Raw genomic sequence first — 13,229 nt, 5'->3', positions numbered from 1 at the left:
CATTCTCAGATTATGAAAAAACTTCCCATTTTGGTATTTCTCCTTTTCTTTCTAACAGGTCAGGCCTTTGCCCAAAACTTAACTTCTCGCAATCCTGTCGTTTTCTCATTCGAACCGGCATCCATTGAAGAATTTAAATCCCTCCAATCTTCGATTGCCACCACACCGGAAGGAGGAGTTGCCATCCTTGTCCTTGCGATTTCTCTTTATGGTAAAAACCAAGAACTCGGAACGAAAGCTGTGACTATTTCTGTTCTTTCTAAAAATAGACAGAAGTCTACGAAACCATCTGCAGTGGATGGAATGGTCTTGGGGAATGGTGATCAATATCTCCTTGGCCAACTGGATAAATACAAAATGTTATCAAATGGTTATTGGAAAGGGGCAGAGCCTTCCAATGGATACACAGCAAGTTTGCCTTTCACAGTCGAAACATATACGAATCCATATTCCGGTGAGGAATCTACTGGCAAAATTAAACTTTTTGTGGCAACTCGTGGTGCTTCAAGTTTTCGGCCAGTGACTGTTGAAAAAGATTCCGATGGGCTTTGGCGTGCGAAAGAAATGAGTTCTTTATTTGTCGGAATGATGCCAGCCAAATAAATGTTAGATTCTCTATTATCATTTCACCCAGTGGTTTTGGCACTACTTGCCACTGGATTTACTTGGTTTTGTACAGCATTTGGTGCTGGGTTTGTTTTTTTCTTTCGAACAGTTCCAAGGCCTGTGTTCAATGCAATGCTCGGTTTCGCTTCTGGGATTATGATTGCGGCAAGTTTTTGGTCTCTTTTATTGCCATCCATTGAACTTTCGAATAACGCTGGGAAACCTGCTTGGCTCCACGTAAGTCTTGGATTTTTGTCTGGTGGTTTGTCTTTATATCTTTTACATAAACTTCTTCCTCATCTTCATGTTGGTTTAGAAGAAAATCGTTTGGAAGGGGGGAAATCATCTTTCCAAAGGAGTATGCTCCTAATACTTGCAATTACACTTCATAATATCCCTGAAGGTTTGGCAGTGGGTGTCGCCTTTGGTGCGCTTGGTGATGGATTCACTTATGAGGCATTCATGGCAGCGGTGGTGGTTGCTTTTGGAATTGGGATTCAAAATATTCCAGAAGGCGCTGCTGTTTCTATTCCATTGTTACGTGAAGGTTTTTCGGCACGTAAAAGTTTCACGTATGGACAACTTTCTGGATTTGTAGAACCAATTGGTGGACTATTGGGTGCAGCCCTTGTTTTTTATGTAGAAAGTATTTTGCCATTTGCTTTATCGTTTGCTGCGGGGGCAATGATTTTTGTAGTGATAGAGGAGCTCATCCCAGAATCTCATACCGGAAAAGAAACAGAGATGTCGACACTTGGCGCTATGTTTGGATTTGTTCTAATGATGGCTCTTGATGTCGGTCTTGGTTAAATCATCGTTTAGCAAAAGTTTGCTTGCAATTGGTGTTTAAATCCTAAATTTAGGAGCCAGTTATGAAAAATATCTTTTTATACATTTTGATTACATTATTGCTAAATTGTGCTAATACTTCTTACTACCAGACATGGGGTAAAAGTAAAATTCGTCTCAACGGTTTCTCTTCTAATGAGGGATATTCTGTTACGGATTCGTTTCGCTTTTCTTATACGCGTGTTTATATGTTCTGGGGACTTTCAAATGTTAGGGATAAATCTTTGGATGAACTTTTAACTGAAATATATTTAAAGTATCCCAATTCTCATATTGGGGATCTTAAGATTTCGGAAGAATATGAATTTTCAGATGGAGTCTATGATTTACTGACGATTGGCATAGTTCGACCATATACTCTTCACATCAAAGGTAATGTCTATTCGCAAACGAGCGGGAGTGATCTCAAATGAAAAAGTTGTGTTTTGTTACCATCATTTTTACTTTTCACTTGTTGATTGGCTGTGCTTCCTACCAATATGAAATTACTGACACAAAAATTCCTGTTAGTTTCTCTTATGAGCTAGGGAACAACGAAAAATTCAGGCATTTTTCCATCGAAACTAAACTTTCATGGTTTCTTTTTGACACACAACCGATTGATACATTAGACCTTGATGAAATTTTTAGAAACCAACTTCCCAATGCGAAGAAAATTTTTAATCTTAGAATTTATTCAAAAGAAAACGTGATAGATTCAGTAATTCGAACTTTTACTACTGGTGCTCAATTTCTTTTGGCATCCAATCGCGCTTTATACTCTCAGAGGACCATTATCATAGAAGGATTGGTCGTGGAATGAATTGACTCATGAATAAAAAACTTATTAAAAGAAACTCTGATCCCTTCGATTTTGAATTTCGGAAATTTTTAAGTGAACAATGAACTCAAACTCTTTTCTTACTAGTAGTATTCTCTATGATTGGATTCCAGAATTTGAATTCAATTCGTATGATCTTTCTGATTTAGTTGTCCCAAGTCAAGACTTAGAAAAAGAATGTATATTCATTGAAGAACAATTGAATGTTTGTTTGGCAATTTACAAAAAAGGAACATCAGCAAAACCAAAAGGTTTATGTACTACTTTTAAATTCGCTATTTTAGAATCGACAGCCCTTACACTTTGTCAAAGGCTTGAAAACAAACTAAACGGAAATATTTTAGTGGTTTATGCAAAACCATTACAACGTTGGTAATCACTCAAATTATGATTTTAACTAAACTTTCTCCTTTTGTGGGAGTTCACTGCGAAACAACAACTACCGGTACTCTTTTAAAACATATTGGGATTGAACTTTCTGAACCTATGTTATTTGGCATTGGAGAAGGGCTTAGTTTTATCTTTTGGAACATGAAGTCGATGGACTTCCCTTTTATTGGGGGACGGACGAGACCAGACCAACTCACTGAAAATATAACTAAAAATCTAAATCTAAAATTAGACGTTCAAGAAACAACTTCGAAACAAAAGGCATGGTCATCAGTTCGGGATCTGATTGATTCAGGAAAACCTGTTGGTTTAAAATTGGATTGTTTTCATTTGGAGTATTTTTCGAAACCTATTCATTTTGCCGGTCATTATGCTACTCTTTATGGATATGACGCGACAAATGCTTATTTGGTGGATACAAAACAACAGGGAACTAAGGCAAAGACTTCCTTAAAAAGTTTAGAATTGGCAAGAAATGAAAAAGGGCCAATGGCTTCCAAAAATCTTTTTTATACCATTGCGGCAGGGAAAAAACAGACAAACTTGGGGAAGGTGGTGGTTCTTGCGACAAAAAATAACGCTCGTGAGTACCTCAATCCTCCCATTACTAATGTTTCTTATAAAGGAATTGGAAAACTGGCATCCAATTTGGAGAAGTGGTTTCATTCTTCAAAAGACATCCAAAGAGATTTTGGCACCACTGCCATGATGATGGAAAAGGCTGGCACGGGTGGTGCTTTGTTTCGCAATTTGTATAGGGACTTTCTTTTGGATTCTTATGAATTAACAAAAGACCCTATTTTTAAAAATTCCCATCTTCAATTCAAAGAGATTGCAAAACATTGGACAGAGATTGCTAATTTGTTCGATTCCTTAGGAAAAAATAGAGATGAGCGATTGTTAGGTGAAATAAAAGGCCTTCTTGAGGCGACTGCTACTTTAGAATACAATACCATGAAAGATTTATTGGAACTAAAAGAGAAATGATCGTTTATCAATTGATTCCTTTTTCAAAATCATGACCATCTTCCTAAATTCTTAAAAACTAGAATTCTGGAAGATACTCTTTTTACAAAGATCCCTATGTTGAGTTCGAAATTTCCTCCCAATTTTCCCATGTTTTGATACGATTCTCGTATCAAACGTTGATCTGAATCCTCCTCTGTTTTAAAACTGGGCTGTTACCATAAGATATGCAAACTGCGCAGTTTTGGTAAATTGATTTGTATACACCTGGGCTTGAATCGTGCGATCATTCACTTTGTTTTGGATGGCGTCCCCTGCATAAATCATACTATATCCGCATTCTAAAATTAGATTTTGATATGGGACATTGTATTTAATATCTAGTTCACGAAACAAACTTTTCCCGAGCATTGAAACGGGGCGGTTGTTCCCGGTTCCATTTTCAGTAAAGACTTGGCTTGTATCGTATTGATTGTTTGTTATTGATTCGGTGCTTGCACCTGATTTGGCAACACCAGCGATGTCATACCAACTATCTTGGAGTTTGTGTTTTTCAATTGCAAAATAATCGATACGAAAAGACCCGTAAGTCCCTAGATTATAACTAGCATTTACCGATTTTGATTTCATATTGACCCAGCTAACTTGGTCAGCCATACCATAAAATAAGTGATTGGTGTGATATAGGTTTTGAAAACTGGCGACGGATCCATCTGTTCGGTTGGTATCTCCACTTCCGACATCATAGGCAACACCAATTCTCAGTTTGTTGATTGTATAACCAAAATCGGCCCCAAAAGCATAAGTTTTGTATCTTTCTTTTTCTGAGTAGATGTTCCGGTTGTAGTTTGTATTTGTCAATGGATCATTTAATGTAACTTCTGTTTTATTGTCATCCCATCTCGGACCGATGGATTTTCCTGTTGTCCCAGTTTGTACCGCATATTCAAAAGAATAATCGAAAGTTTGTAAGGATTTTTTGCCAGTTTGGGTTTTATTGGTCAACCTGATTCCATATGTGTGTAGGATGTCCCATCTACCGGCTCGAGATTCTGGAGTTCCCGTTTCTCCTGTGGTGAGGATGAGAGACTGGTTGGTTCGTAAGTATTCTTTTTGTAATCCTAAATAATACAAATCAATGTGAAGATAATCAGAAGCTTTTAATGTATTGTAAAAACCTGTAAAATAAGAATCACCTAACTCCTGTCTTTGGGCATCTAGTTTGGCAGTGCATGGTTTTCTACCATTGTAGGGGCAATCCATATAAGTATTGTATTGGTTTTTGACACCGAAGGAAGTTGTGTTGCCTGTGATATCGGAGTGGCGTTCACTGACTGAAGTGACAAATATATGGGAAGATATATACTTATCCTCCCATTTGATTCGGAGGCCATCAAAACTTCTACCTACATTTGTCCAGTCCAATGATCCTACCAAACGTTCATCACCGTACCGCAAAATTTGACGGCCTGCTTGGATATGGAGAGGGAGGCCTAAATTTTTTTTTACTTCTATATAGGCTTCGCGCACATCTGTACTTTGTCTTGTTCCATCGTTGGCAGTCGAAAGACCTGAGAGGGAACCTTTTTCGGCACCCCATAACCTTGCATCTTGAAAAGTGATTTTTGCAATTACATCTTTTGTGAATTCTTTTTGAATCCAAAATTGTATCTTCTGCCCCGTAAAATCGACATTGTCATTGGTGGTTCGATTGAAATCAAAGTTATACTTCATTTCAGGACGAACGCGAACCATAGCCCCGGCGCTAAATCCATCAGACCAGGACGGTGGTGGAGGCGGTTTTATTTCTGTGACCGTTGATACCGTAGAACTCGGATTTGGCGCAGTTGTTGGAGTTTCGGGCGTAGTTACTTGGGCTTCCAAACTCGCAGTCATTAGTGATAAAAAGAATAAAAAAGATAATCTTCGCTTCTGCATTTTCTTAAAGACCAGATTTGCGGTCTTCTCCTATGAAAGGCGGAAATGCAAGAATCGTACGTTTTAAATCAAAAGTAGCAAAAAATATGAAGAGTGCCTAAAATATTGTACAAATTGTATCTTTTGGTAGGGTATACGAAAACAACAAGATAGTTTGGTCTTAAACAATTAGTTCAATAGATGGTGAAAATGTTTTTTTATTAATTAATTTGCGCAAGGAATGTACGAAATGTATTGCTTATTCGGAGAATGGGTTTAGTTGCAATTCACGTACAAGGTAGGAAGCTGGTATTCATAGCAATCCATAAAGCATGAGGAGCAAGCTAGGGGAGGCGACGTTTGCCCGCTGTTATACGATTCGTTTGCTATAATTTGTAAATATGCTGTGCCTGAAGGACTTTTAAAATTTTCTTATCTAAAGTCCAGAGTTTTAAATTTTTTTGTTTTGTTTCAGAGATCAAAATAGAATCGATAATCCCGATTCCATTCTCTAAATGTTTGTTTTCGAAAGATAATTTTCCAGCTTGTATGAACGTTCCATTTGACAAAATGTTATTTAAACTTTCCCAATAATCTAAAACGAAAGCCATTCCGCTTTTATTCTTACATCCTTGTAAAAGTTCGCCAAAAACTACTTCGTGAGCAATTATTTCGGAGGATTCTATCAACCCAGCTAACTTTGAAAAATAGGGTTCTTTTCCTCGAAAGAATTCAACCCAAACTGAAGTATCAACTAAAATCATTATGATCTATTGATTCTTCTAATTTTTTCAGCATTAAATTCGCTGGAAAAGTGCAAAGGTTGCTTTCTTAATTTTTCATTTAGTTTTTTTACTTTTGCAAGTTTAACCCATTCTGAAAGTGCCTTTTGTAAAGAATCAGTAATATTTTTTCCTTCAGTATATTTTTGAACTTCGGTTATTAAATCATCAGGCAGTATTGCGGTTACTTTCATACGATATAAAATACGATACTCTTTCGTATTTGTCAATTTTATTTTCTAGTCTGAGACTGATTTCGCAAACATGTCGTAGACCGAACGAGGCCTTGTGCCGAAGCGAAGCGTTAAGTCGCTGTTATGCGACGCCAGGTCTTAGTCCGAATTTTGCTGCAACTTCGTTTACTCTATTGTCGAAGCTGTAAAATGCAAAGTTAGATGAATGCATTACATCTTTTAGGAATATTGCAGTTGCAACATGAATGCCATCCAATGATCTACAGTCTGCAATATCCTTCTTTAATTCAATGATAGATTGGATATTCTCGTCAATTTTCATTAAAGAACATTCAGAAAGGAGTTCTTTAAGTTGTTTTTCCTGTTTTGAGAGCCAATGGGATGAAAGATTCTTTTTATTGGCTTTAAAGAATCTCCTAAGAACTATTGTCGCTTCTATTAAAGTTAGGATCGAGCTTACTTTTTCGCTCTGAGCATTCCAAATGCTTACAGCTTTATCGTTGAAATGATCTCCTAAAATGATCGAAAGTAAAATGCTCGTTTCGATATAGTAAATCATTTATATTATAAATTATCTTCTTTTGAGTCTTGATATATGGCCCACCAGTCAGCCTGTTTTTTGGGACTTAGATTTTGATTTTTACTAATCTGGGTAGCTTTGCGTTTAGCAGGAATTAATTTACCCTCATTAGCCAGTTTATTCAAAATTTTTTGTATATTATTGGTAGATTCTTCTTTACCGGGATATTTTAACTCAGCTACAACTCTGTTGTGTTCTGTTATTAAAACATTTTCTCCATTCTTAACTAATTCGATATATTGGCTAAGATGGGATTTTAATTCTCGAATTCCAACTGAAATCATAATTTAAATTGTGACCATTGTGACTACTTTTGTCAAGAGGTAATTTTGTTCTTTTCTTTTTCTTTCTCGGTTCAACTGGAAATTTTGCATATTTACCATTTATTTTGACCGGATGTTCGCAAAACAGGGTGATAAAGTAAAGGCGGATGACCACAAAATTTTCTCCGTTTATTTGTTATTCGATTAAATCAAATCCTTTTCTGTGTTAGTTAGTTGTAATGTAAATATTCCCTACCTTTTCTCCAGAAACCTTTAATTTTCACCTCCCATATGCTGCATCATCTAACATAAATTAAATTTTCATCCAGTGGTCTTCCCAAATTCAGTGTGGGGGCGTGGTCAGGGAAAGTATACGCTCACCAGTCGAAACAGGAACTTATTCCCAACTCACTACCACTTTTCCAAAATGTTTTCCTGTTTGTAAATACGCCAATGCTTCGGGGACTTCATCCCAACCGAACACTTTGTCTACAACCGGTTTCATTTTATTTTGTTCGATGGCTCGATTCATTTTTTCAAAATCGGCACGACTTCCCACAATCACACCTTGGACTTTGACACCTTGCATGAGGATTGGATATAGAGAAAGACTCGATTCCCCACCTGCAAGAACACCAATCAGGGCAATGGTTCCATAAGGTTTGACACTCATCATAGATTTTTGCATGGTACCGGCGCCTCCCACTTCGATGATGAGATCGGCTCCTGCCATTTTTGTATGTTTGCGGACATCTCTTTCCCAATTGGATTTGGTTGCATAGTTAATGGTTTCATCAGCACCGAGAGATTTGGCACGAGCAAGTTTTTCGTCGCTTGAGGAAGTGACGATGACTCTTGCTCCCATCATTTTTGCAAATTGAAGAGCAAATAAAGAAACTCCACCGGTTCCCAAGCAAAGTACATCAGAGCCTGGTTCAATTCCTCCAAAATTTACAACAGCATTGTATGCAGTAAGACCAGCACATCCTAAGGTAGCAGCTTCTTTGTCTGTTAAGTGACTTGGAGTTGCAACAAGTCCTTCTTCTTGGAATTTCCCATAATTCGCTAAACAGCCGTCATGTGGTCCACCGAGTGTGGAGCGAAGGTTGTCCATATTCGGAGCTCCATCCATCCACCTCTGCGCAAAGATCGGTAGTACTCGGTCTCCTTTTTTCCAAAGACTGACCTCAGATCCCACAGCCTCCACCACACCTGCTCCATCCGAACAGGGAATTAGTGGGAGTTTTTGTCTTGGATTGTAAGTTCCAATGACCATTAAATAATCACGATAGTTGAGAGAAGTTGCTGTTAGGCGAACAAGAACTTCTTTGGGAGCAAGTGATTCTGAAAGATCTCTTGTGGATTTTTTTAGATTTTCTAACCCGAACGATCCTTGGATTTCCCAAACTTGATTTAACATAGTCCCTCTTGCCATTTAGAATCAAAATTCACTCGTCAGATCCTCGTGTGTCCGTATCCTTTGTCGAGTGGGAATCAGAAGAAAGGGGCGTTATGAAAAAAGATTTTTGGAACGATAGGGTGGTAGTGATCACTGGAGCAACGAGTGGAATTGGGAAAGCATTGTATGAAGAATTGGCTAAATTCCCATGTGAGCTCGTTCTTGTGGCAAGACGTGCTGCGGAAATCTCAGAACCCAAAAACAAACACAAGGACGTTCTCATTCACCGAGTCGCTTGCGATCTGGCGGATCCCACTTCTGTGTTGGATGCAATTGAGTGGATCCAAAAAAAAGTTTCTAAAGTTGATGTATTATTCAATAATGCGGGGATTACGGCTCATGGTCGTTTTGATTCCCTTTCGATGGACGTGTATCGGAAAACCTTTGCCACCAATTTTTTTGGTCCCATCCAATTCATCCGTGGTCTCCTTTCCCTTCTTCTTTCTGCCAAAGGAAATATTGTCACCACATCTACTGTCTCTGCCCTTTATGGAGTGCCGGGTCGTGCGGCTTATTCAGCATCCAAGTCGGCCTTACATGCAGCCCTCGAATCCCTTCGGATCGAAAACTTACAATCGGGACTTGGCGTTTCTCTTGTTTGCGTTCCTTATACCGACACAGCTTTACGAACTTCAGGTCTTGATGCGAGTGGAGGGGCTCTATCGGAACCTCCTGCCAAAGGAAAACGGAAAAGTGCAAAAGAAGTGGCCCATGTTTTGATGTCTGTGGCCAAAGACAAAGAAGCAAGGCTAGTCACATTCAATCTGTCCGGAAAATTTTTAGAATGGATGCGATTTTTCTCTCCAAAATTTTTAGAAAAAATTCTTTATAAAAAACTTTATGAGGACTTCAAACCACACTGAACTCTGTCTAAACCAAGGTTAGGGAGAGGATCTATCCTTTGGAAAATTTGTTATACTCATATTTAGCGGCTGTTATATTTACCTTTTTCTTTATGAGTCTCATGTGGCTTTGGGGGAAGTCGAGAGACAACTATGCCGTGATTGATGTAGGTTGGGGACTTGTCATCGCAGGGATTGCCAGTGTAATCGTTTTTTTCGGATCTGGAAATGTTTATGCAAAGTTTGCTGTGCTTGTCCCCGTTTGGATTTGGGCTCTCCGGTTATCCGGTTTTCTTTATTTCACTCGCATCCGCACAAACCATCCAGAAGACAAACGATACGCCGGATTTCGAAAGGACTACAGTGACAAAGTTCACCAAAAAATGTTCACCAACGTATTTATGTTACAAGGATTTCTTGCACTTCTTCTTTCGTTCCCTTTTTACTTTGCAGCACAGTGGAACTTATTCCCCAATTCAGGGATTACGGGGCCTAACGGATATTTGATGGTAATTCTTGGCTGGATTTTCTTTGTGATCGGAGTGATTGGGGAAGGAATTGCCGATAGAGATCTTCACAAGTTTGTGGCCGATTCAAATAATAAGGGTAAAGTTTGTAATCTTGGTCTTTGGAAGTATACAAGACATCCCAATTATTTTTTTGAATGGGTGATTTGGGTGGGGATTGGGATCATCCCGATTCTTTCTGCACCTTGGGCACTCCTTTCCCTCCTTACGCCAGTATTTATGTTTATATTGTTACGATTTGTATCCGGCGTCCCTTTTGCAGAAAAATATTCTCTTCAATCCAAAGGTGAAGTTTTTCGCGAATACATGAGCACCACAAACGCATTTTTCCCTTGGTTTCCAAAACAAAAATAAAAAAGGATAAAACATGAATTTTACGGATTCTAGAGAGAAAGAAGAGGGTTCTTCTTTTAGCATCAACTCACTGTTGGAAAAAGATATTTTTCCCGATTGGCTCATTCGATTTCGCATCCGACAACTTTTGGCACTGCGAATCAAACAAGAGAGAAAAGACAATGCTACGGCACAGCTCCAACATAAAATAAATTATGTAAACGAGTTAAAAAAATCTCCTATTGCCGTACATACAGACGTAGCTAACGAACAGCACTACGAAGTCCCCAGTGATTTTTTTACCTATGTAATGGGTCCAAGGATGAAATATTCTTCCGGGTATTGGCCAACACTGGATACAAGTTTTGCGGAATCGGAAGAAGAAATGTTACGGATCACTGTGGAACGGGCAGAGATTAAAAATGGAATGCGTGTTCTGGATTTAGGCTGTGGTTGGGGGAGTATCTCTCTTTACATCGCTGAGAAATTTCCAAAATGTAAAGTTACTGGTGTTTCAAATTCTCGAACTCAAAAGGAATTCATCGACAAACGTGCCAAAGAGCGTGGTTTAAAAAACCTAACCATCATCACAAAAGATATGAATGATTTTACGACCAAAGACAAATTTGATCGAATTGTTTCTGTCGAGATGTTAGAACACATGAAAAACTACGAAAAACTTTTTGAGAAGTTATCAAAGTTTCTTGTGGCCGATGGAAAGTTTTTTGTCCATATCTTCACCCATAAAGAATTTGCTTATCCTTTTGAAGTCATTGATGAAACCGACTGGATGGCGAAATACTTTTTTACGGGTGGGCAGATGCCTTCTGATGATTTGTTTTTGTATTTCCAAAAGGATTTTCTCATCGAAAACCATTGGGTAGTCAATGGAACTCATTATGCGAGAACGAGTGAAGCTTGGTATGAGAATATGATCCAAAACAAGGATAAACTTTTGCCTATCCTTGCCAGTACTTACGGCGAAAAAGAAAAAACCAAATGGTTTGTCTATTGGAAAGTTTTCTTTCTCGCCTGTGCAGAGTTATGGGGTTATCGAAACGGTGAAGAGTGGTTTGTGAGCCACTACTTGTTTCGAAAACGCTGAGTTTTTTTCCCAGCCGCTTTCACATACACTCCACCTTCTTTTTTAGATGATGGGGTGCTAGTAGAACGGCGGCTACTTTCGCCACCACGTTCTTTTCGTTCTCCGCGTTCGCCTCTTTCGCTGCGTTCACTATTTGACCTTCCGCCACGGTAACCACCGCGACCGCCACCGCCTGAACCACCATCATCACGACGTCTTCTTCCGGATCCACCACTCGGAGGAGTTTCACTCCATTCCCCAGGTGTTTTGCCGATTTTTTCAGGGCCACTAATTTTGGTTTTATCCAGCATATTGGAAAGAAGTTTGAGTGCTACAGAACGTTTGTCGTCTAACTTCAAAAGTTTTTCTAATACTTCTTCTGCATCAACATGGATTTCGGTTTCCACAACGTTATTTAAAAAGTCTTCTTCTCGGCGTGCCAGCACTTCTTTTTTCGTCGGAAGTGCCGCTATCGTTAGATTGGTTCCAGAAGTTCCCTTTAGTCTTAGAAGAGCACGAGATTCTCTTGTTGTTACAAGAGTTACAGCTTTCCCCGATTTCCCAGCACGACCTGTACGACCAATTCTATGAGTATAACTTTCGCTATCAAAGGGTAGGTGGTAGTTGATCACAAGAGATAAGTCTTTTACATCAAGACCTCGTGCCGCAACATCTGTTGCCACAAGAATTTTAACTCGGCCATCATGGAGGCTTTTTAAAACTTGTTCTCTTTGTTTTTGGTTTAGATCTCCGTGGAGCGCTTCTACCGGATATCCTTTAAATCCAAGGGTCGCTTTTAAATCATCCGCTTCTTTTTTCGTTTTGGTAAAGATGATTGCCTTGTATGGGTTTTCATAATCCAAAATTCGAACAACAGCAATTTCACGTTCTGCTTCATCGATCACGTAGTACACTTGTTCGATGTTCTTAGAAGATTTTTCTGTTGCTGCAATTTTTACATGTGCAGGGTGGGTTTGGTACTTACTCGCCAATTTTTTAATTGGTTCGGGCATTGTTGCAGAAAATAATAATGTTTGGCGTTTGGTGGGAAGTAAGTTAAAGATGGATTCGATATCATCCATAAATCCCATATCAAGCATTTCATCTGCTTCGTCTAAAATCACCATGGATGGTTTGAAGTTTTTAAGTTCTTTCCCTTTGAGAAGGTCAAGAAGTCTTCCAGGAGTTGCTACGGCAACTTGGGCACCTTTGGCCACTTGAGTGATTTGTTTAGAATAGGAACTTCCACCGTAAATCGTGGTGGTTTTGATTCCTAAATGTTTTCCCAGTTTGTACAATTCATCTGATACTTGCAATGCAAGTTCACGAGTGGGTGTGAGGACAAGCACTTGCATGCCTTCTTCCACATTGATTCGGTTCAAACAGGGGAGTCCGTAAGCTGCAGTTTTTCCGGTTCCGGTCTGCGCTTGTGCGATTAAATCTTTTCCTTCCAATACGAGCGGAATCGCTTGTTTTTGGATAGGGCTTGGTGATTCGAAGCCTGCTTCAGTGATTCCTTGTAGTATTTCAGGACGTAATCCGAAGGATTGGAAGTCATTTCCAACTTCGGTGTCATTCTTAGTCATGGAAATAGGATACAATAAAAAAACGGCCTAA

16 protein-coding genes are annotated in these 13,229 nt (G+C 39.0%); 9 read left to right on the top strand and 7 right to left on the bottom strand.

Annotated elements, in window-relative coordinates; translation table 11 throughout:
• The first annotated feature begins 12 nt into the window (after positions 1-12).
• From CLV96_RS14510 to CLV96_RS14485, 6 genes are all read left to right on the top strand, one after another.
• Complete coding sequence (locus CLV96_RS14510; protein WP_004788130.1) at positions 13-603, top strand: DUF6935 domain-containing protein; 591 nt, start codon at positions 13-15, stop codon at positions 601-603.
• Positions 604-1,416 (top strand): ZIP family metal transporter, encoded by an 813-nt coding sequence (locus tag CLV96_RS14505; protein ID WP_004788141.1) that lies wholly within the window; start codon positions 604-606, stop codon positions 1,414-1,416.
• Positions 1,417-1,478: 62 nt separating this feature from the next.
• Complete coding sequence (locus CLV96_RS14500; RefSeq protein ID WP_040917470.1) at positions 1,479-1,868, top strand: hypothetical protein; 390 nt, start codon at positions 1,479-1,481, stop codon at positions 1,866-1,868.
• The gene (locus tag CLV96_RS14495) at positions 1,865-2,257 is read left to right on the top strand and encodes a hypothetical protein (RefSeq protein ID WP_004787913.1); all 393 of its coding nucleotides are present in this window, start codon (positions 1,865-1,867) and stop codon (positions 2,255-2,257) included. The genes CLV96_RS14500 and CLV96_RS14495 overlap by 4 nt, the downstream gene beginning before the upstream one ends.
• Positions 2,258-2,336: 79 nt before the next feature.
• Positions 2,337-2,651, top strand: coding sequence for a hypothetical protein (locus tag CLV96_RS14490; protein ID WP_004788262.1), 315 nt, complete (start codon positions 2,337-2,339; stop codon positions 2,649-2,651).
• 11 nt (positions 2,652-2,662) lie between these two features.
• Positions 2,663-3,652, top strand: coding sequence for a BtrH N-terminal domain-containing protein (locus tag CLV96_RS14485; protein ID WP_004788206.1), 990 nt, complete (start codon positions 2,663-2,665; stop codon positions 3,650-3,652).
• Positions 3,653-3,832: 180 nt separating this feature from the next.
• Here CLV96_RS14485 and CLV96_RS14480 read toward each other — a convergent pair whose 3' ends face one another.
• From CLV96_RS14480 to CLV96_RS14455, 6 genes are all read right to left on the bottom strand, one after another.
• Positions 3,833-5,569, bottom strand: coding sequence for an alginate export family protein (locus tag CLV96_RS14480; protein WP_004788067.1), 1,737 nt, complete (start codon positions 5,567-5,569; stop codon positions 3,833-3,835).
• Positions 5,570-5,934: 365 nt separating this feature from the next.
• Positions 5,935-6,312, bottom strand: coding sequence for a PIN domain-containing protein (locus tag CLV96_RS14475; RefSeq protein ID WP_004788012.1), 378 nt, complete (start codon positions 6,310-6,312; stop codon positions 5,935-5,937).
• Positions 6,312-6,524, bottom strand: coding sequence for a hypothetical protein (locus CLV96_RS14470; RefSeq protein WP_035983531.1), 213 nt, complete (start codon positions 6,522-6,524; stop codon positions 6,312-6,314). The genes CLV96_RS14475 and CLV96_RS14470 overlap by 1 nt, the downstream gene beginning before the upstream one ends.
• Positions 6,525-6,645: 121 nt before the next feature.
• Positions 6,646-7,083, bottom strand: coding sequence for a PIN domain-containing protein (locus CLV96_RS14465; RefSeq protein WP_004787923.1), 438 nt, complete (start codon positions 7,081-7,083; stop codon positions 6,646-6,648).
• Positions 7,084-7,088: 5 nt separating this feature from the next.
• Positions 7,089-7,388, bottom strand: a complete 300-nt coding sequence (locus tag CLV96_RS14460; protein WP_004787979.1) for a type II toxin-antitoxin system Phd/YefM family antitoxin — start codon at positions 7,386-7,388, stop codon at positions 7,089-7,091.
• Positions 7,389-7,764: 376 nt separating this feature from the next.
• The gene (locus CLV96_RS14455) at positions 7,765-8,787 is read right to left on the bottom strand and encodes a zinc-dependent alcohol dehydrogenase family protein (RefSeq protein WP_208325410.1); all 1,023 of its coding nucleotides are present in this window, start codon (positions 8,785-8,787) and stop codon (positions 7,765-7,767) included.
• A gap of 92 nt (positions 8,788-8,879) precedes the next feature.
• Here CLV96_RS14455 and CLV96_RS14450 point away from each other — a divergent pair, with 92 nt between their 5' ends.
• From CLV96_RS14450 to CLV96_RS14440, 3 genes are read left to right on the top strand one after another with little or no spacing between them, the layout of a single operon-like run.
• Positions 8,880-9,689, top strand: coding sequence for an SDR family NAD(P)-dependent oxidoreductase (locus CLV96_RS14450; protein ID WP_004788224.1), 810 nt, complete (start codon positions 8,880-8,882; stop codon positions 9,687-9,689).
• 38 nt (positions 9,690-9,727) lie between these two features.
• The gene (locus CLV96_RS14445) at positions 9,728-10,549 is read left to right on the top strand and encodes a DUF1295 domain-containing protein (RefSeq protein WP_004788047.1); all 822 of its coding nucleotides are present in this window, start codon (positions 9,728-9,730) and stop codon (positions 10,547-10,549) included.
• 13 nt (positions 10,550-10,562) lie between these two features.
• Positions 10,563-11,633: an SAM-dependent methyltransferase gene (locus CLV96_RS14440; RefSeq protein ID WP_004788225.1), complete on the top strand. Its 1,071-nt coding sequence runs from the start codon at positions 10,563-10,565 to the stop codon at positions 11,631-11,633.
• On the opposite strand, the gene CLV96_RS14435 is transcribed toward CLV96_RS14440, so the two are convergent.
• A complete protein-coding gene (locus CLV96_RS14435) occupies positions 11,612-13,198 on the bottom strand; it encodes a DEAD/DEAH box helicase (RefSeq protein ID WP_004788055.1) in 1,587 nt (528 codons plus the stop codon). The genes CLV96_RS14440 and CLV96_RS14435 overlap by 22 nt on opposite strands.
• Between the last annotated feature and the right edge of the window lie 31 nt (positions 13,199-13,229).

The organism is Leptospira meyeri, assembly GCF_004368965.1.
Lineage (GTDB): Bacteria > Spirochaetota > Leptospiria > Leptospirales > Leptospiraceae > Leptospira_A > Leptospira_A meyeri.
Note: the sequence above shows the minus strand (reverse complement) of the source record. Positions and strands in the feature narration are given on the sequence as shown.